This window comes from Pseudoalteromonas sp. SW0106-04, assembly GCF_001293805.1.
GTDB classification, from domain to species: Bacteria; Pseudomonadota; Gammaproteobacteria; order Enterobacterales; family Alteromonadaceae; genus Pseudoalteromonas; species Pseudoalteromonas ruthenica.
In genome coordinates this window covers 154,436-174,416 of record NZ_BCAI01000007.1, presented here as the reverse complement: position 1 = coordinate 174,416, position 19,981 = coordinate 154,436, and the positions used below count along the sequence as shown (strand labels likewise).

The 19,981-nt window shown below is 47.4% G+C and carries 18 protein-coding genes; 3 read left to right on the top strand and 15 right to left on the bottom strand.

Annotated elements, in window-relative coordinates; all coding sequences use genetic code 11:
- Positions 1-36: 36 nt before the first annotated feature.
- Together ptsP and rppH are read right to left on the bottom strand one after the other, a co-directional pair.
- Positions 37-2,310: a phosphoenolpyruvate--protein phosphotransferase gene (ptsP, locus tag W04_RS10145; RefSeq protein ID WP_053910738.1), complete on the bottom strand. Its 2,274-nt coding sequence runs from the start codon at positions 2,308-2,310 to the stop codon at positions 37-39.
- Between the two features lie 9 nt (positions 2,311-2,319).
- Positions 2,320-2,841: an RNA pyrophosphohydrolase gene (gene rppH / locus W04_RS10140; protein ID WP_022944084.1), complete on the bottom strand. Its 522-nt coding sequence runs from the start codon at positions 2,839-2,841 to the stop codon at positions 2,320-2,322.
- Positions 2,842-3,300: 459 nt separating this feature from the next.
- Between rppH and mutH the strand changes: the two genes are divergently transcribed.
- Entirely contained in the window at positions 3,301-3,969 is a 669-nt protein-coding gene (gene mutH / locus W04_RS10135; protein ID WP_053910737.1) for a DNA mismatch repair endonuclease MutH, read from the top strand.
- A gap of 39 nt (positions 3,970-4,008) precedes the next feature.
- Here mutH and W04_RS10130 read toward each other — a convergent pair whose 3' ends face one another.
- Entirely contained in the window at positions 4,009-4,440 is a 432-nt protein-coding gene (locus tag W04_RS10130) for a fosfomycin resistance glutathione transferase (protein ID WP_053910736.1), read from the bottom strand.
- 5 nt (positions 4,441-4,445) lie between these two features.
- The gene (locus W04_RS10125) at positions 4,446-4,769 is read right to left on the bottom strand and encodes a hypothetical protein (protein WP_053910735.1); all 324 of its coding nucleotides are present in this window, start codon (positions 4,767-4,769) and stop codon (positions 4,446-4,448) included.
- Between the two features lie 216 nt (positions 4,770-4,985).
- Between W04_RS10125 and W04_RS10120 the strand changes: the two genes are divergently transcribed.
- The gene (locus W04_RS10120; protein WP_022944088.1) at positions 4,986-5,228 is read left to right on the top strand and encodes a hypothetical protein; all 243 of its coding nucleotides are present in this window, start codon (positions 4,986-4,988) and stop codon (positions 5,226-5,228) included.
- A 109-nt stretch (positions 5,229-5,337) separates the two neighbouring features.
- Here the strand turns inward: W04_RS10120 and eno are convergent, their stop codons facing one another.
- The 5 genes from eno to rlmD form a co-directional block, all read right to left on the bottom strand.
- The gene (gene eno / locus W04_RS10115; RefSeq protein WP_045978620.1) at positions 5,338-6,630 is read right to left on the bottom strand and encodes a phosphopyruvate hydratase; all 1,293 of its coding nucleotides are present in this window, start codon (positions 6,628-6,630) and stop codon (positions 5,338-5,340) included.
- A gap of 69 nt (positions 6,631-6,699) precedes the next feature.
- Entirely contained in the window at positions 6,700-8,334 is a 1,635-nt protein-coding gene (locus W04_RS10110) for a CTP synthase (RefSeq protein ID WP_053910734.1), read from the bottom strand.
- 107 nt (positions 8,335-8,441) lie between these two features.
- Positions 8,442-9,203, bottom strand: a complete 762-nt coding sequence (gene mazG / locus W04_RS10105; RefSeq protein WP_053910733.1) for a nucleoside triphosphate pyrophosphohydrolase — start codon at positions 9,201-9,203, stop codon at positions 8,442-8,444.
- A complete protein-coding gene (relA, locus tag W04_RS10100; RefSeq protein ID WP_053910732.1) occupies positions 9,203-11,368 on the bottom strand; it encodes a GTP diphosphokinase in 2,166 nt (721 codons plus the stop codon). Before relA ends, mazG begins: the two co-directional genes overlap by 1 nt.
- Positions 11,369-11,376: 8 nt before the next feature.
- Complete coding sequence (gene rlmD / locus W04_RS10095; protein ID WP_053910731.1) at positions 11,377-12,690, bottom strand: 23S rRNA (uracil(1939)-C(5))-methyltransferase RlmD; 1,314 nt, start codon at positions 12,688-12,690, stop codon at positions 11,377-11,379.
- Between the two features lie 79 nt (positions 12,691-12,769).
- Between rlmD and barA the strand changes: the two genes are divergently transcribed.
- Positions 12,770-15,529: a two-component sensor histidine kinase BarA gene (barA, locus tag W04_RS10090; RefSeq protein WP_053910730.1), complete on the top strand. Its 2,760-nt coding sequence runs from the start codon at positions 12,770-12,772 to the stop codon at positions 15,527-15,529.
- A 26-nt stretch (positions 15,530-15,555) separates the two neighbouring features.
- Here the strand turns inward: barA and W04_RS10085 are convergent, their stop codons facing one another.
- From W04_RS10085 to lepB, 6 genes are all read right to left on the bottom strand, one after another.
- On the bottom strand, positions 15,556-15,951 hold the full coding sequence (locus tag W04_RS10085) for a hypothetical protein (RefSeq protein ID WP_053910729.1): 396 nt from the start codon (positions 15,949-15,951) through the stop codon (positions 15,556-15,558).
- 72 nt (positions 15,952-16,023) lie between these two features.
- The gene (gene pdxJ / locus W04_RS10080) at positions 16,024-16,755 is read right to left on the bottom strand and encodes a pyridoxine 5'-phosphate synthase (RefSeq protein ID WP_053910728.1); all 732 of its coding nucleotides are present in this window, start codon (positions 16,753-16,755) and stop codon (positions 16,024-16,026) included.
- Between the two features lie 7 nt (positions 16,756-16,762).
- On the bottom strand, positions 16,763-17,458 hold the full coding sequence (gene recO, locus W04_RS10075; protein WP_053910727.1) for a DNA repair protein RecO: 696 nt from the start codon (positions 17,456-17,458) through the stop codon (positions 16,763-16,765).
- A 6-nt stretch (positions 17,459-17,464) separates the two neighbouring features.
- Positions 17,465-18,364 (bottom strand): GTPase Era, encoded by a 900-nt coding sequence (gene era / locus W04_RS10070; protein ID WP_026110994.1) that lies wholly within the window; start codon positions 18,362-18,364, stop codon positions 17,465-17,467.
- A 1-nt stretch (position 18,365) separates the two neighbouring features.
- Complete coding sequence (rnc, locus tag W04_RS10065) at positions 18,366-19,043, bottom strand: ribonuclease III (protein WP_022944099.1); 678 nt, start codon at positions 19,041-19,043, stop codon at positions 18,366-18,368.
- A 2-nt stretch (positions 19,044-19,045) separates the two neighbouring features.
- The gene (gene lepB / locus W04_RS10060; protein ID WP_053910726.1) at positions 19,046-19,981 is read right to left on the bottom strand and encodes a signal peptidase I; all 936 of its coding nucleotides are present in this window, start codon (positions 19,979-19,981) and stop codon (positions 19,046-19,048) included.

Below are 19,981 nucleotides of genomic sequence, written 5' to 3'. Positions count from 1 at the left end.
TCAGGTTATAAAGGCAATTTCACGACCACTTATTGATCACTCTTTTTGCGTATAAAGAAGCGCGCCTAGGTGGTTTTCGAGCATAAACTCACGTACTAAGCGGTGCACTTTCTTTGCGCTGGAAGCAGCCAAACATTGATGCAATAACACCTCACACGCGGCCAAGCCGACACGGCGGATCACCCATTTCACTTTGTGTAACGAGCTGAAGTTCATACTTAGACTGTCAAACCCCATAGCAATAAGGAGCACCGCGCCTTCGGGCTCACCGGCAAGTTCACCACATAGGCTAAACGGAAAGTTGGCGTTTTGGCATTGCTGGGCAATACCGTTTAAGGCTCGTAAAACTGCAGGATGATAAGGATCAAAAAGCCCAGCCACTCTGGAATTAGCTCTATCCACAGCTAACAGATACTGAGTTAAATCGTTGCTGCCCACCGAACAAAAATCAACTTTGGCCGCCAACTCCTTGATTAAATACATGCTCGAGGGCACCTCAATCATCACTCCCACTAGCGGCTTATCAATATAGCTGAATTGATCCGGTGCATCTTGTTGCAACTCATAATAAGCGCGTTCCATCAGCGCAGACGCGTCATCGACCTCCCCGATATCACTTATCATCGGCAACATAATACGTAGATTACCTAAGCCAGTATTGGCCTTGATCATGGCTTTCAGTTGATCGAGGAAAAGCTCCGGATGATCTAAACTTACGCGAATACCGCGCCACCCTAAGAACGGGTTTTCCTCGTCAATATCGAAATAATCCAGCGCCTTATCGCCGCCAATGTCCAATGTACGCATAGTAACTGGCGCAGGGTGGTAGCTGCTGAGTACTTGGCGGTACCACACCTCTTGCTCATGCTGAGACGGAAACGTTCCCTTTTGCATAAACCATGACTCGGTGCGGTACAGCCCAACACCATCGCAATATCGGGCACTATTGAGCTCACTGCCTAAATCCAAGCCAGCGTTAAGCAGTAAGTCGATGCTTTTACCATCTGCGGTTTTCGCCTCAAGATGGTGCTCAGACTCAAACTGGTCATGTAATTTAGCGTCGTGATGCTGTACTTGCTCGTACTCTTGTTTAAGAGCCTCGCTAGGACATAAGTAGACGCGCCCCGCATAAGCATCAACAATCAATTCCTTTTGGTCAAACTGCAATAGAGGAATATCATTGATGCCCCACACGGTGGGAATGTTCATCGCCTTGGTAAGAATAGAGGCATGGGAGTTCGCCGCACCATGGACACTGACCACCCCTTTGAGTTTTTCTTTGGGGACCTGAGCTAGCATAGCTGGGGTTAACGTGTGCGCCACCAAAATTGTATCGTCTGGATACACCTTGGTGGCCTTCTCGGTATTTAATAGGTGGTGTAGAACCCGTAAACCAATGTCTTTAACATCAACGGCGCGCTCCTTTATATAAGGGTCTTGCATGGCATTAAATTGCTGCACTAGACGCTCAATAACCCGCTTCAAGGCACTTTTGGCGCACCAACCGTCGGCTATTTCTAATTCAACATCGCGTCCTAGGCTCTTCGCATCAAGAAGCTGTAAATACACTTCAAAGACGGCCACAGCCTCATCGGGAAGGTGCCCTTGCATCGACGCTGCCAGGGTGCTGAACTCCTTATGAGTGGCGGCTACCGCCTGGAAAAATAGCTGCTTTTGTTTGAGTTTGTTAGGCTCTTTGCGCATTTCAACCGACGAAAAGTCAACCTTAGGCAACACCACATAGGCCTGCCCTGAAGCGATACCCGGCGATCCAGATATGCCTTTAAGAGTTGTGGAGCGCTGGCTTTGCCCATCTTGGTTGAGCAAGGTTTGCAGTTGTGCGTCGGCCAACTGAGGCGCTAGCTGGGCGGAAAGAGTAATTAAAAATGACTCTTCATCTTCACTGAATACACGCGCCGCCTGCTGCTGCACGACAATAACACCAAGCACGCGACGCTGATGCACAATAGGTACAGAAAGAAAGGCATTGTACTGATCTTCTTGCACCAAATCGGAGGTGACAAAGCGCGGGTGCGATTTGGCATAAGCCAAATTGATAGGCTCTTCACGCTGTGCCACTAAGCCCACCAAGCCTTCAGTAAAGCCGACTCGAAACTGACCCACAGCACCAGGATTGAGACCGTCGGTGGCCATTAAGACGAAGTTATCTTTACTGTAATCAGCGAAGTAAATTGAGCAACACTCGGTGCGCATCGCTTTTTTAACTTGCGATACAAATACCACCAATGCGCTTTCCAAACTCGGTTGCTGAGCAACTTGCTCTACGATGGTGCGCATGGTGGCTAACATGGTGTTCTCCTATCGGCGTTGGCGCCACTGCCCTTGCGGCTGTGACTCCTTGCGATTAAAAGGCATGGCAACCGGCGCAAACTCTTTCATTACCCGGCGGTATACGTCGCGCTTAAAGGCCACGACCTGACGTACAGGATACCAATAACTCACCCAACGCCAGTCATCAAACTCAGGGTGGTGAGTTTTAAGTAAATCCACGTCTTCATCTTTGCACTTTAATTTTAGCAAGAACCATTTTTGTTTTTGGCCAATACACACAGGTGTGGAATCTCTGCGGATCAACCGCTTCGGTAACTTATAACGTAACCAATGTCTAGAACTTGCCAGTATCTCTACATCTTCAGGGAGTAAGCCAACCTCCTCGTGTAATTCACGATACATGGTTTGCTCGGGCGTTTCCCCATCGTCTACGCCACCTTGCGGGAATTGCCAAGAATGCTGTCCGTAACGACGAGCCCAAAAGACTTGGCCTTGGTTATTACAAATTACGATTCCGACATTGGCACGAAAACCTTCGGCATCAATCACCTTAGTGCCTCATTTGTAAGTCGATTTTTATCGATTGTTCCATAATCCCTAAAGCACAGCAAATATTATTCGCACTAAACACCAACTTACTCACAAGTTGTGCATAACTTTTAAAAAACAAGGGTAAAAATAGAACAAATCCACAATTGATGATCATAAAAAGATGTTTCTCCACAGATTCTGTGGATAAATGTGTTTATAGGACTGTATTTTGTGGATTAAAACAACAGCATATTATTAAACCCCGAGAGACTTAATGGAAAAAATCTTTATTTTTCATAATGTTATTTTTTGACGAGGACTTATAAAGCGATGTTATTTTAACCATTGAAAACATGTTCAAAATAACACCAACTAAGGCACTTACTAGCAATACTTAGCCGAGATAGTAAGGTGACACATTCTCCACTACGCAAGAGTTTGCTAACATAGCGATTGAAATACTATAGAGACAAAGACATGAACGCACCGCCACAAACCCTTAGTCAACTGCAACAACGGGTCGATGCTATAGCAGGTAAAACGCTGGGACAATTGGCAGGTGAGCTTGGCTTTAAAACACCGCAAGACTTGCTGCGTGAAAAAGGCTGGGTTGGTCAGCTTATTGAACTTGCGTTAGGAGCCAGTGCTGGCTCACTGCCCGAACCCGACTTTGTGTCATTAGGTGTCGAACTGAAAACTCTGCCCATCTCGCAAAAAGGTTTGCCACTGGAGACAACCTTTGTCAGTGTCGCCCCCTTAACCAATCTGCAAGGACTAACCTTTGAACAAAGCACAGTGTACAAGAAGCTTAATCACGTACTGTGGCTGCCAATACTGGCCGAACGTGATATCGCGGTAATCGACAGAGTCATTGGCAGTGGCTTTTTGTGGCGTCCCAATGAGCAACAGTTTGCACAACTTAAACGTGATTGGGAGGAGCTCACCGAGCTGATTGCATTGGGGAAAATAGAAACGCTCAACGGCCATTATGGCGACGTATTGCAACTGCGTCCTAAAGCAGCAAACAGCCAAGCGTTAACCGACGCCATTGGCCCACAAGGAAAAACAATTCAAACTCTGCCCCGTGGCTTTTACCTTAAAACCCATTTTACGAGACAGATTCTAGCCAACCATTTCGCCTTATAAACCCGGTATGTGGAGGTCTGACTAGCGCCGCTTTGGGTATCAATCATAGTCTTTTATCACTGCCTGCCCTTGTGGATACCAATGCAATTGTTCGTAGGGCTTTTGCGCTATCGCTGCCAATCGACTACCTAAATCGCCAACATGCGCTTCTAACTTATGACCATCAGGGTCTAGAAAATACAAAGAGTTTCCTTCACTGCTATTTTCCTGCCAAAAACACACATCCGCGGCGGTTAATCGCTGTTGCAATTCACAAAAGCGACTTGGCTCCACCGTTAGAGCAATATGGGAGTAATCTTGCGCTGGTTGGGGTCGGCCAACATTAAGGCATAGCCACAGTTCTTGGTTTTGCAGGTAAGCACCTTGACGCCAACGCACTAACGGAGTGAAACATAGCAGCTCGGAGTAAAACTGTAACGAGCGCCGCAAATCATGCACCGTCAAAGTAAGGTGATTGATGCCTAGCAACATCAGTTTTAGTACTTAAGCAACACTTTCGCACAGAGCTCGCTGAAATGCTGATGCAAATAATGGCGGGCTAAGGTGCTCTCTTTCTCTGCAATAACAATATGCAGTAGCACCATAGCTATCACTGCACTGGCGAGCGCAGCCTCAGTGCCAATCAACACGCCAAGTATCACCGAGGGTAATAGCGCCAAGACAATTAACGACCAGCGTATCGCCCATTTTACCGGGTGCACTGCCCGAAACTCTTTATAGGCCTGTTCCACGACCTGACTACGTTCATCGGTATTAAGCGTGTCTAATTCTGGACATCCGAGAAAATAAAGTACTGTCACCCAGCCCTCCTTGAGCGTTACCAATGCAGATACAGCGACTGTTCCGATTTAGACTCATAGTGACACAACAATGAAAGGTAAACAACATCAACAAAAGGTTAATTTAACTATTAAAAACAATTAATAACACTTACTTTACTGGCAACTGAAAAGTAATTCCCTTATAACATGAAGGTGGTCCCAAAAGAGGGCTAACGGACTATTAAGGAGATAATAATGAAATTAGGATTGCTTTTGGCAGGATGTGCAGTGGTGCTATTAAGTGGTTGCGCTGGGCAAGCTAATGAAGGACAAACCGCTAATAATGACGGCCTAATATGTGAGTTAAAAAGGCCGACTGGCTCGAACATACCCAAGCGCGTCTGTATGACTGCTGAAGAAAAAGCAGCACAAGAAAAAGCAGGTCAAGATTACGTAAAACGTGAGCTCAATCGCGGTACAACCAACAGCCTTCAATAACCCTCGTATTAGTGGTGCTATTTAACCACAAGCCCAGCTTTTAAGTGCTTGGTAATACCAGAAATAAAAAAACCGCAGCTGAGCTGCGGTTTTTTTGTTCAACAACTGGTTATTGACCTTTGATTTCCGAGCGGCCTTTATATACCGCTTTATCGCCCAGTTGCTGCTCAATGCGTAGCAACTGGTTGTACTTAGCGACACGGTCAGAGCGACACAATGAACCCGTCTTAATTTGACCGGCTGCTGTGCCTACTGCCAAATCAGCGATGGTGGCGTCTTCAGTTTCACCACTGCGGTGTGAAATAACCGCTGTGAACCCCGCATCTTGCGCCATTTTGATCGCATCCAAGGTTTCAGACAGAGAGCCAATTTGGTTAAACTTGATAAGAATCGAGTTACCAATGCTTTCATCAATACCGCGCTTTAAGATTTTCGTGTTTGTTACGAATAAATCATCGCCGACCAATTGCACCTTATCGCCAATTTTGTCAGTCAGAATTTTCCAGCCGTCCCAGTCACTCTCATCCAAGCCATCTTCAATAGAGATGATTGGATAGCGCGCTGCCAAGTCAGCCAAGAAATCTGCAAATCCAGCAGAATCAAACTCTTTGCCTTCGCCTTTAAGGTCATATTTACCATCGTGGTAAAACTCTGACGCAGCACAATCAAGCGCTAAGGTCACGTCTTTGTTGAGCTCATAACCGGCAGCTTTAACCGCTTCAGCGATCACTTCCAGAGCTTCTTCGTTCGACTTCAGATCAGGGGCAAAACCACCTTCATCACCCACTGCCGTATTTAATCCACGAGCACTGAGTACTTTTTTCAAGCTATGGAAAATTTCCGCGCCCATGCGCAGCGCTTCACGGAAGCTAGACGCGCCTACTGGCTGAACCATAAACTCTTGGATATCAACGTTGTTATCGGCGTGTTCACCACCGTTAAGAATGTTCATCATTGGCACAGGCATAGAGTAGTTACCTGAGGTGCCATTGATATCAGCGATATGTTCGAATAGCTCTACGCCCTTTTCTTGAGCGGCTGCTTTAGCATTCGCTAAAGACACAGCCAAAATCGCGTTTGCACCTAGTTTTTCTTTGTTTTCAGTGCCATCTAGCTCTAACATCACCGCATCTATAGCGCGTTGTTCAAGGGCATTTTGACCTTTTAATGCGGTGGCAATTTCGTTGTTTACGTAACCGACAGCGGTTAGCACACCTTTGCCTAGGTAACGTGCTTTGTCGCCGTCGCGCAGCTCCAATGCTTCTCGCGTACCGGTTGATGCACCTGAAGGAGCACAGGCACGACCCCATGCACCACTGGCTAAGTGAACCTCAGCTTCAACAGTGGGGTTACCTCGTGAGTCCATCACTTCACGGCCGATCACTTTAACAATTTCTGACATCTTGCTTGATTCCTCTTGTCCCAAGTGTAAAACGAAAAAGCCGTGCATGAGCACGGCTTTATCTGACAATTACGAAGATTGTTTCTGGAAGCTGTTTGCTGCTGCCACGAAACCTTCAAATAGTGGGTGACCATCGCGTGGTGTTGAAGTGAATTCCGGGTGGAATTGCGCCGCAATAAACCATGGATGATCTTCATTTTCGATGATTTCCACCAGCTTTTTATCTTCGGAGAGACCGGTGAATTTCAGACCCGCTTGCTCAAGTTGTTCAACATAATTGTTGTTTACTTCGTAGCGGTGGCGGTGACGCTCAACCACTTGGTCACTGCCGTACACCTCGCGTACTTTTGAACCCTCTTTAAGGTGACATAACTGCGCGCCTAAACGCATAGTGCCGCCTAAATCAGAGTCTTCATCACGCATTTCTACGTTGCCATCTTTATCCAGCCACTCAGTGATAAGGCCAACCACCGGATGCGCAGAGCCAGCATCAAATTCGGTTGAGTTTGCCCCTTCTAGGCCAGCAACGTTACGTGCATATTCAATCAATGCGACTTGCATCCCTAAACAAATACCTAAGTAAGGTACCTTGTTTTCACGAGCATATTGCGCTGTGCGGATTTTGCCTTCAATACCTCGGCCGCCAAAGCCACCCGGTACGAGGATAGCGTCTAAGCCGTGCAGTAATTCAACGCCTTTGCTCTCAATATCCTGGGAGTCAACATACTGGATATTAACAGTTAAGCGATTCTTCAAACCGGCATGTTTAAGGGCTTCATTCACTGATTTATAAGCATCAGGAAGCTCAATATACTTACCGACCATACCTATGGTCACTTCCCCTGTTGGGTTCGACTCTTGATACAGGACTTGTTCCCACTCAGACAGATCCGCTTCTGGGCAATCTAAGTAAAAACGGCGACAAATAATATTGTCTAAATCTTGCGACTTTAATAACGCCGGAATTTTGTAAATGCTGTCGACGTCTTGCAGTGAGATAACTGCTTTTTCTTCGACATTAGTGAATAGCGCTATTTTAGCGCGCTCGTTGGCTGGCAATTTACACGCCGAACGGCACACCAGCACATCAGGCTGAATACCGATAGAACGAAGCTCTTTCACCGAGTGCTGCGTAGGCTTGGTTTTCACTTCTCCTGCCGGGCCTAAGAAAGGCACTAGCGTTAAGTGCATGAACAGCGCATTTTCACGTCCAAGCTCGGTACCAAGCTGACGGATTGCTTCTAGGAAAGGTTGTGATTCAATATCACCAACCGTGCCGCCGATTTCCACGATGGCCACATCATGCCCTTCGGCACCTTCAATTACGCGGCGTTTAATATCATTAGTGATATGTGGAATAACCTGAATGGTGGCGCCTAGGTACTCACCTCGGCGCTCACGGCGCAACACATCTTCGTATACGCGTCCTTGAGTGAAGTTGTTGCGGCTGGTCATTTTGGTGCGGATAAAGCGCTCGTAGTGACCTAGGTCAAGGTCTGTTTCAGCCCCGTCTTCGGTAACAAACACTTCACCGTGTTGAATCGGACTCATAGTGCCCGGGTCAACGTTGATATAAGGATCCAGCTTTAAGATGGTCACCTTTAAGCCACGTGCTTCTAAAATTGCGGCCAAAGACGCTGCGGCAATACCTTTACCCAACGAGGAAACCACCCCGCCCGTAACGAAGATAAATTTTGTACTCATGCGAACCCTAAGATATCAGGAAATGGATTAAATAGAATCAAGACGGGGCGATAGTATAGCAAAGCCACCTGCGCCAATCCAGTTTAAATTGGCCTACGGGTGCGGCCTTACTCTTGTGATTTGACCTTTTGCCACGCTGCTTCCATCTGCGCTAATGAGGCGTCCTCAAGGCTGTGCTGCTGCTCATTGATGTGTACTTCCACTTGGTTGAATCGCTTAGTGAATTTGCGATTGGCTTGGCGCAGTAACTGCTCAGGGTCACGACCAAGATGGCGAGCGACATTAACGGTAGCAAACAGCAAATCACCAATTTCTTCAGCACTGTGATCGCTGTGTGGATCAATGTTGATAGCCTCGCGCACTTCCTCGACCTCTTCATTCACCTTATCCAAAGCGCCGCTAATGCAGGGCCAATCAAAGCCCACACTGGCGACCCGCTTTTGAATTTTGTGAGCCGCGCTAAGCGCCGGAAGATTGCTAGGAATATCGTCTAGGAGCTGCTTTTGCCCTTGCGCCTGGCGCTGCTGATGCTTGCGCTGCTCCCAGTTGCCGGGCTCGGCTTCATCGGCAAAAATATGACCATGACGCTGCTTGAGCTTACGATTTAAACTACTGACGATGTCTTCAAAATCAAACAGCTGCTGTTCTTTACCCAGTTGCGCATAAAAAATCACCTGAAATAACAGGTCGCCAAGCTCGGCTTTAAGGGCGGTAAAATCACCACGTTCGATGGTGTCGGCGACCTCATAGGCTTCCTCAAGGGTGTGCGGCACTATGGTGTGAAAATCTTGCCCCAAATCCCATTCGCAACCCGACTCAGGACAACGTAGCTTGGCCATAATCGCCAACAGTTCATCAACAGAGCCCATTAGCTAGCTCCAACTCGGTTGGCATCGTACACGCCATCAATTTGCAGTAACTTCGTTAGCAATCGATTGGTGCTGCTTAGGTCTGAGACCGCGATCTTCATCGAAAATATTGCCAGTTGCTTCTCATCAATAGTATTCACATTCATGCTCATCACATTGACCTTCTCATTGGCGAGCACCGCGCTGATATCGCGAATTAACCCTTGGCGATCGTTGGCCTCAACCTTAATTGACAGAGCAAAGTCTTGGCTGGTCTTTTGCGACCAACTGACCTCCACAATGCGCTCGGGATGACGCTCTTGTAGCTGCGCAAATTGCTCACAATCACTGCGATGCACAGCGATGCCTCGACCCTGAGTGATATAGCCGCAAATGCTATCGCCTGGCACCGGCTCACAGCAACCTGCCATATGGCTCATCAGCGAGCCAACACCGTCAACCACGATGCCATTTTTATCGCCTTTGTGATTACCACGGTGCGGTTTAAACCTGATTTGTGGTTCGCTTTCACCTTTGTTTTGCACAAAGTTAAGCAGCTGATTTAGACGCACATCACCGGCACCGATAGCGACCAAGAGGTCATCAAGAGCTGAGAAATTAAAACGCTTAATCGCCGGCTCAAGATCTTTGTATTGAATGTCGAGCTTTTGTAGCTCGCCATCGAGAATATCCTTACCAGCTTGTAAGTTTTTGTCTCGATCTAGCTGCTTAAACCAGTGATGGATCTTTGAACGTGCTCGTGAGGAGCGGATATACCCTAAGCTAGGGTTAAGCCAATCACGGCTCGGATTGGGCTCTTTTTGGGTAAGAATCTCGACCTGATCACCGGTTTGTAACTGGTAGGTGAAAGGCACAATTTTGCCAAATACCTTAGCGCCAACACAACGATGACCAACGTTGGAATGAATATAGTAGGCAAAATCCAAGGGGGTTGCCCCATGGGGTAAATCGAAAATATCGCCACGCGGGGTGAACACGTACACCCGGTCCTCGACCACCTGGTTTTTCAATTCATCCGCTAGGTCTGTGCCATCCACAACTTCTTCTTGCCACTGCAGAATCTTCTGCAACCAATTAATTTTTTGCTCGTAACCGGAGTCCCGACCAGGTAGTGCACCTTCTTTATACATCCAATGCGCCGCCACACCTAGCTCCGCATCCTCATGCATTTGCTGGGTACGGATCTGAATTTCTACGGTTTTTCCCTCCGGCCCGAAGACCACGGTATGAATGGATTGATAGCCGTTCGGTTTTGGTGTGGCAACATAGTCGTCAAATTCTTTGGGTAAATGACGCCAACTGGTATGTACGATACCCAAGGCACCGTAACAATCTTGAATTTCATCGACGATGATGCGCATGGCACGAATATCGAATAACTGATCAAACTCGTAGTTCTTTTTGCTCATTTTCTTAAAAATACTGAAAATGTGCTTCGGGCGGCCATATACCTGCGCCTGAATTCCCGCTTGGGTAAGCTTGTCCTCTACCTGCTTGACCATATCGCGCATATACGCCTCACGGTCTAAGCGTTTTTCTTCTAGTAACTTAGCAATGCGTTTGTAGGTTTGTGGATGCAAGTAGCGAAAAGCTAAATCTTCCAGCTCCCACTTTAACTGACCAATACCAAGACGGTTTGCAAGTGGGGCAAAGATATTTGCGGTTTCTTTGGCGGCAATTACGCGCTCTTCTTCTTCGGCATTTTTCACTTCACGCAAATAGCAAACCTGCTGCGCCAGTTTAATCACCACCGCGCGAACATCTTCCACCATTGCTAACAACATGCGGCGAATTTTATCCACCTGCACTTGGCCGCTGCCAGCATGAGCCAAGGTGCTGATGGTCGCCATTTGCTCCACCCCTTTGAGTAACAGACCCACGTCTTTGTTGAAGGTGTTGCGAGTGTCTTCAATATCGATACAACCAGCAAGAAAATAGGGCGTTAGGTAGGCCGTCGCCAATGAATTGGCGTCCAGGTTTAACTGCGCCAAAATTTCTACCATCTCTAAGGCAAGACGGTCATGCTCAGCGCACTGGCGCTCACCACAATAGTCGGCGGCCGCTTTCACTAAGGCATGTTTGTCATCGCTCAGAGCTAGTTGATTTAGCGCCGTATCAAAGCTCTCTATCTGTGCTGTACGGTGTGATTGTCTGGTTGCCACCATGACCGCAACTACCCCCGTTCGAATAAGGCCATTGTTTCAATATGCCCGGTATGCGGAAACATATTCATTATCCCAAGCTTAGTTAGCTGGTGTCCGCTGGCGAGTATAATTTTACTGTCTCTAGCCAGAGTAACGGGATCGCACGACACGTACAAGATACGTTTAAACTGATTGCACGGTAATTGCGCAAGCACCGCTTCAGCCCCAGTGCGAGATGGATCGAGGTTCAGCACGTCAAGCTCACTGGAAAACCACTGTGCTTGCGCTAATGGCTGCGTGAGATCGCTGCAATGAAAATCACAGTTATCAATGCCATTATGCTGAGCATTATCGCGCGCATGGGAGACGGCCGATTCAACTCCTTCGACACCCGTAACATGCTGTGCTTGCATGGCCGCTAACAACGAGAAATTACCCACCCCGCAAAACAAATCTAACACCCGCTCATGCGCCGCTAAATTAAGCCATGACATGGCTTGAGTGAGCATTTTGTCGTTGACCTCGGCATTGACTTGAATGAAATTTTGCAAACCAAAGCCAAGGCGGAGCTGACTACTTTCCAGCTCATAGTATGTGCTAGGCAAGCTCTGCTGCGCTTCACTTTGCCAAACAAGTTGCCAATTGTGCTGTTGCGCTTGCGTGTTTATATCTTCACGCAGTGTTTGCGCTATTGCCTTAGTGTGGCGTACAACAATGAAATTGTGTTCTTTGGCACTCACCAACTGTAAATGGCTAATACAGCGCAAAGCACGATGCGCACCAATAACATCACGAAAGAAGTCAAAGACACCCATAAACCCAGCATCAAGCACCGGGCAAGCAACAATATTAGTGATCTGTTTTGATCCCTGCTGGCGAAAGCCGACTTTGATGGTCTCTTGCTTATTATCACAATATACGCTGACCCGGGCACTACGACGATAATGCCAAGGTGAGCTATCAATGGGACTCTGCCATGGCAATGAACTGAGCCCAGTGAACTTATGAAATAACGCCGCTAACGCTTTTTGTTTTTCAGCCAACTGTGCACTTGCCTCGAGGTGCTGCAAGTTACAACCACCACAATGCTGGTAGTGTTGGCACTTTGGCTCCACTCGTTCAGCACTGGGGCTTAATACTTTCACACAGCGTGCTTCAGCGTAATTCTTTTTATCGCTGAGTATCTCTGCTTTGACTTGCTCCGAGCCGAGCGCCCCAGCAACAAAGATCACTTTACCTTTATCTTTGGCGACACCGCGACCATGGTGGTCGAGCCCGGATATCGACAAGGTACGAAAGCGCTGACTGACTGATTTTTTTGTGGGCTTAAAGAACTTCGCCATTGACTACCCTAATTAACATTGCGAAAGGCCTGTGAAAGCTATAACCTAAACCTATCACAGACAAAAAATATGGTTGATTATGAACCGATTAGGCCTGCGGGACTCGGTATTGATCCTGACCTTGGTGCCTACTGTGGTGATTGGTCTGTTACTTGGCGGTTATTTTACTATAAATCGCTACCTTGAGCTGGATGAATTTCTTATCGAGCAAGGTAATACGATCATCGAGCCCTTAAGTATAGCGCTGGAAAACCCATTGGCGAACAACGACCAAGGCGCACTTGAGCGCATCGCCAGGCATATTCATAACAAACATTCACCTCTTATTAAGTCCGTTGCTATTTTCGATAGCAATGATGAACTGGTGTTGGCCAGCAACTTACACCGTGAGTTTGCGCGTTTAACCCAAGTACCGACACTTGATAATAAAACCAGTAGCAAAACTACCCGAGAAGGTGATTTTCTGGTTATCTACCATGGCATACTTGACCCCAATGCGCCGAGTCACCAGCCTTTTAAAACTAATGGCATTGTCATGGTGCAATTCAATCGCCAAGTTGCAGTAGTCGAGCAGCAAAAGGCGGTGCTGATCAGTGCTGCGGTCATTCTGCTAGCCGTTGGCTTTGCCGTGGTGATATCGATTCGTTTGAGCCGTATGATCACTCAGCCACTGTCGCGTTTAGTTCAAGCAACCCAAGAAGTCGCTCATGGGAAAGAGGCCGACAATATTCAAAAGCCAATGCAAGGCGAGCTCGAACAGCTACGCCAAGGATTGCTGCATATTAACCAACATATGGCCGAAGAAAAGGATGAGATGCAGCGTCATATTGACCAAGCCACTGCTGATTATCAAGAAACCCTCGAGCAGTATGAGATGCAAAACATCCAGCTCAATATCGCCAAACGTGATGCATTGGCTGCCAACCAAGTTAAATCAGACTTCTTAGCGAAAATGAGTCATGAGCTGCGTACCCCACTGAACGGAGTCATCGGGTTTGCCCGCCAGCTTTATAAAACGCCACTGAATAAAAACCAAAAAGATTACCTCGATACCATTGAGCTCTCAGCGAATAGCCTGTTGACAATCATCAGTGACATTCTCGATTTTTCTAAGCTTGAAGCTGGCGCCATGGAACTGGAAAGCATTCAATTCCAAATCCGTGATGCCGTTAATGAAGTGCTCACCTTATTAGCCCCCGGCGCTCATGAGAAGAACCTTGAGTTGTCTATTCACGTAAACCCAAACGTGCCCGATCACCTTGTTGGCGACCCCACACGCTTTCGGCAAATACTGACTAACTTAGTCAGTAATGCCATTAAATTTACCGAACACGGCGAAGTCAATATTGATATTAGTAGCCGGTTGTTGAACGACGAACGTGTCTCATTGTTAATATCCGTAAAGGATACGGGTGTGGGCATTGCCATGGACAAGCAAGACACTTTGTTTACGCCCTTTGGCCAGGCCGACTCTTCCATTACCCGAAAATTTGGCGGCACAGGCCTCGGCCTTATCATTACCAAACATTTAGTCGAGGCTATGGGCGGTCGCATCACTCTGAACTCGGCTCCCGGTAAGGGCACCTGTTTTACCTTCAACGCCGTGTTCAAAGTACCTGAACACCACTTTGAACTTGACCTGCCTTGTGCTTCGTTGGTCAATAAGCGGGTGCTGTATTTCGAGCAGAACGAACACAGTTATATGGCAACCAGCAGTATTTTGGCGGCTTGGGGCGTGCATTTAACCGGGTGCCGCACCATAGAAGAGCTCGAGCAGGCTGCCAGTAACGCATTCAACTACGATATCTGCGTGCTTGGCGACCCCGGCGGCGCAGAGTCCATGGCCAGAATGAAGCAGCTCATTGCCATTGCTCGCCAATGCAGTGACTACCTCTACCTGTTACTCAACACAGTGTCGCATAATATGCGTGAGGCACTCGTTGGCAGTGGTGCCGATGGGTGTCTTAGTAAGCCAATTAACCATCGCAAATTTTGCGAAATGTTGGCCGCGCCATTTCGCTTGGATCACCCAACTATTCATACTCACGACCATCATACGACCCGTTTGCCACTCAAAGCCTTGGTGGTCGATGACAATGATGCCAACCTAAAACTGATCTGTGCCTTACTCGAAGAACAAGTGGAGAGTCTAGATACCGCTCATAACGGCGCGCAAGCGGTCGAAGTATGTAAAAGCCATCGTTACGACTTAATTTTTATGGACATTCAAATGCCGATTATGGATGGCATTACCGCGTGTAAACTAATCTTAGAGTCATCTCTAAATGAAGACACCCCGATTATTGCGGTCACTGCCCATGCCTTAGATGGTGAAAAGGAGCAGTTAAAACATGTCGGCTTTGCCAGTTACCTTACTAAGCCGTTAGATGAGGATATGCTCAGCGATGCTCTATTGCATTATGCCCCCAATGACAAGCTTGCTCGTGAGCGCGTCAGTGCTAAACCGCCACTAAGCGAGCCCCCCTTTATCAGCGACAGTTTAAATTGGGAGCTGGCATTGCAACGTGCCGGTGGCAAGGAAGATTTGGCCCAAGAGATGCTGAATATGTTGCTATTAAGTATTCCTGAAACACTGAACCTTATCGAAGAGGCGATGGCAAAAGGTGACCATGAGCGTTTGCTGTCGATAATCCATAAGTTTCATGGTGCTTGTTGCTATACCGGCGTGCCTAAGTTGAAAAAGCTCGCCGAGCTGATTGAAACTGCAATGAAAGAAAAAGCCAGCATTAATGATATTGAGCCCGAGCTTTTAGAGCTACAAGACGAGTTAAGCAATCTGATGGCTGACGCCGGTTTAGAGAAAAGCAGCTCATCTTAATTGTACTGATACGTGAAGGCCGTGCATTAAGCATTGCCTTGCACTTGTCGCCAGTGCTTTATCCTTGGCGCTAATGCCTGCCAATGATGGTGCAGATAGCGACGATAACAAAGCGAGTACAGATACAGTAACGCCCGCCTTAGCGGTGTGCGTGCGCTAAGTACATGCTTGTTGACCGCGCTGATAAGCCACTGCCCATCAAAGCCACTCCAGTGCCCAGCAGGTGATGATAAGTTTCGCCACAGTACTGGGGCAACTTCATGATGTAAAATAAAGGCAAGTTCATTGAGGCTGTAAGGTGAATGCGCACAGCACCGGGCGATAGCATCATAGTGATCACTCACTGCAGTATCTAAAAACAATTCCGACAGCGCCAGCCAAACAGGTGCCCTGTTTTCGAGATCGGTTGAGGCGCTGCGCATGTTATGTTTACTTCAGCCACTGCAAAGCACTCATACCACCGAACTGGGCAGCACTAGCGCTTTAGGGTCTAATTACGCCCGCGCTTCTAACATCAAGCGCTTCATGTCACGAACCGCTTTTTCCATGCCATCAATGGCGGCACGAGCAATAACGGCGTGACCAATATTAAGCTCATAGATTTCTTCCATCGCAGCAATTGGCTTCACATTATGATAGTTCAGGCCATGTCCCGCATTGACGATGAGTCCTTGATTATGAGCATAACGCACACCCTCACGAATAATTTCTAGTTCCTTCGCTTGTTGCTGATCATTCTCGGCATCAGCATAGGCTCCGGTGTGAATTTCAATATAGGGTGCCGCCGCTTTCACACTGGCGTCAATTTGCGCTTTATCGGCATCAATAAATAGACTGACTTTGATACCCGCAGCCGTGAGCCGTTTAACCGCGTCGGCAACTTTATCGAATTGACCGACCACATCAAGCCCCCCTTCGGTGGTGAGCTCCTCACGCTTTTCTGGTACTAGGCATACAAACGCCGGTTGTACCTCAAGGGCAATGGCCAGCATCTGTTCAGTCACCGCCATTTCTAAGTTCATACGGGTTTGAATGGTGTCTTTCATCACATACACATCGCGGTCTTGGATGTGACGACGGTCTTCGCGCAAGTGGATAGTAATACCATCAGCGCCCGCATGCTCAGCGATTGCTGCGCCATGGGCAGGGTCAGGATAACGAGTGCCGCGCGCCTGGCGCAAGGTGGCGATATGATCAACGTTAATGCCTAATAGAATCTCTTTCATTGCTGCCTTACCTTGATTTAAATAGTTCTCTGCTTTTCAATGGCTTATTGCCTAGCAAGGGTTTAAGTAGAAAGCGACAAAAATGCTTCGCCGCCTGTTGAATTTCAGGATCGGTAAACTCACGCGCAGCCATTGCAAGCACTTGCTTACCGCTAAAACCATAGCCATATTTAGGCTGTTGTTGCATCACCCACCCTTGCTCTGGATAGTAGTCATAATGACAATCAGCGCTGATTTCTTTGCCGGTATTATCGTATTCAAAATCAACACCATAACCCAAGCTTTCCAATAAGGTGAGCTCGTAATGGCGTAGGCTCGCTGCCATGTGGTTAGTGGCCGCCAAGGCCTTGAGCTGCGCTTGATAAAGGTCGTACACCTGCTCCAGCGGCTCGTTCAAAGGTACGATACGCACGGCCAACTCGTTCATGTAAAAACCACAATATAGTTTGTCACCAATTAAAGCGGGCTGTGAGCCTGATAGTTCGAAATGCTGCAAATACTTAAGATCGCCGCCGCCTTGATAGCGTATGAGCAAAGGTTGGAAAGGCTGTAACTGAGCCTTATGTTTTACGGCGTGTTTACCACTGAGGCGCACGATCATGCGCATCATACCACGGTGTTGTACTAAAAAATCAGCGAGCCACTGCGAGTCACTAATGGCTCGACGATGAAGTAAAAAGGCACGGTCAAAACCGGCTTCCATCGGCGTTTAATCTTCGCCATAACCTAAGCTGCGCAGTGCTCTCTCGTCATCTGCCCAACCTGATTTGACCTTCACCCAAAGCTCTAAAAACACTTTATTATCGAGCATATGCTCAAGGTCTTTACGTGCTTCTCGGCCGATAGTTTTTAACTTTTCACCTTTGTTACCGATCACCATACGTTTTTGCGTTTCACGCTCAACAAGGATCAGTGCATTAATATGCCATACACCATTGTCTTGCCACTTAAACTGTTCAATCTCTACAGTAACCGAGTAAGGCAGCTCATCACCCATAAAGCGCATCAGCTTTTCACGCACTACTTCAGCAGCTAAAAAGCGCATTGAGCGATCGGTAATATAATCTTCTGGAAAGTAAAACTCACTTTCTGGCAAGCGAGCACGTACCTCTTTTTTGATCAAATCAAGATTGCGGTTATGTTTTGCCGATACTGGAATAATGCCAGCAAAATCGCCTTTCTCACTGAGCCACTTAATGTGCGGCAAAATCAGGTTGTTGTCTTTAACTTGATCGGTCTTATTGATCACGACCAACACCGGGGTTTTGCCGCCACTGACTTTGCTGAGTACCATTTCATCATCATCAGTCCAATGCGTCCCCTCAACAACAAAAATCACCAATTCAACATCACCAATAGAGCTTGATGCTGCGCGGTTCATTAGCCGGTTAATGGCACGTTTTTCCTCTACGTGTAAGCCTGGCGTGTCAACGTAAACAGTTTGGTAATTATCTTCGGTGTGGATACCCATAATGCGATGGCGCGTGGTCTGTGGCTTACGCGAGGTAATACTGACTTTTTGCTCAACAATTTTATTGAGCAAGGTCGATTTTCCTACATTGGGGCGGCCAACAATGGCGACCATACCGCAATGGGTATTTGTTTGCATATCAGCTGTCATTCTTTAACATCTTTAAGGCTTTTTCCGCCGCTTTTTGCTCTGCTTTACGGCGTGAACTGCCTACAGAAATAATGCTGTCCATGCCTTCGACAATACATTCAACCGTGAATGTTTGATTGTGCGCTTGACCTTTCGTATCAATCACAGTGTAGCCCGGCAAGGGAAGTTTGCGCGCCTGTAAAAACTCTTGTAGTAGAGTTTTTGGATCTTTTTGATTCATTCCAGGGGAAATTGACTCAAGGCGAGTGGCATACCAGCTTAGTACTAGGTCACGACAGGTATCGATATCGGAGTCTAAGAACACCGCACCGATGATCGCTTCTACCGCATCAGCTAATGTAGACTCACGGCGATAACCGCCACTTTTTAGCTCACCGGGGCCCAAGCGCAGGTAATCACCCAATTCAAATTCAACGCCAAATTCGGCAAGTGTTTGCCCACGAACCAAGGTCGAGCGCATACGGCTTAAATCGCCCTCTCGCGCTTTAGGAAACTTGTGGTACAACGCATCGGCAATAACGAAGCTGAGGATAGAGTCACCTAAGAACTCCAAGCGCTCGTTATGCTGGCCTTTATGGCTGCGGTGTGTAAGGGCTTGCTCTAGTAAGTTTTGCTCACTAAAGGTATAACCAATTTTTTTATAAAGTTCTGCTACGTTTTTCTTCATTGTTACTGAATATTACCTAGGCGTTCAAATCGTACGCCGGTTGGAACCCAACTTGGAAGCGCGCTATCTGGTTCATGTTCAAATTCAAAACTCATCCAAATAAACACGGCCTTACCTACAAGGTTAGCCTCAGGTACAAACCCCCAAGCGCGTCCATCTTGACTGTTATCGCGATTGTCACCCATCATAAAATAATGGCCTTCGGGAACAATCCATTCATCAATTTTTGACCCCTGCTGGCGATAATATTTGCTCTTAAACTCTGGCAAAGTTGGGTTAATCAGAATGTCATGCTCAACTTCACCCAAACTCTCTTGCAGCCGCACCAGCGAATGCCCTCTAAGCGAGAACTCATCCTTATTGATGATCTCTAGCGCAATTTTATTATATTCGCCACATTGCAATGCACCTTGAGTACGCTCACCCTCGGCGCAATTTGGCTTGATATACAGCTGCTTATTGCGATACACAATGGCATCGCCAGGCAGCCCAATGACACGTTTAATAAAGTCTAATTTAGGATTTGGTGGAAACTTAAATACCGCAATATCTCCGCGCTCCGGCTTGCCGGTCTCAATAAGCTCACTGCGCCAGACCGGATCTTTAACGCCGTAGGAGTATTTCTGTACGAGGATAAAGTCCCCCACCAAAAGGGTCGGCATCATTGACCCCGATGGAATTTGGAAGGGTTCAAAAATGAAAGAGCGAAACAGCGTTATGATAGCGATCATCGGGAAAATCGACTTAGCATGCTCGGTAAGCACAGGCTCAGGCGCGATTTCTTGCTTCAACTCTTCATCAAGTTCTTTACCCGCCGCCCCTTCAGCTAGGGCTATACGCTCTTTACGTTTAGGTGCATATACAAGATGGTCAACCAACCAAATTAACCCAGAGCCAAGGGTTAATAACACCAAAAATATGGAGAAATATCCGGCCAT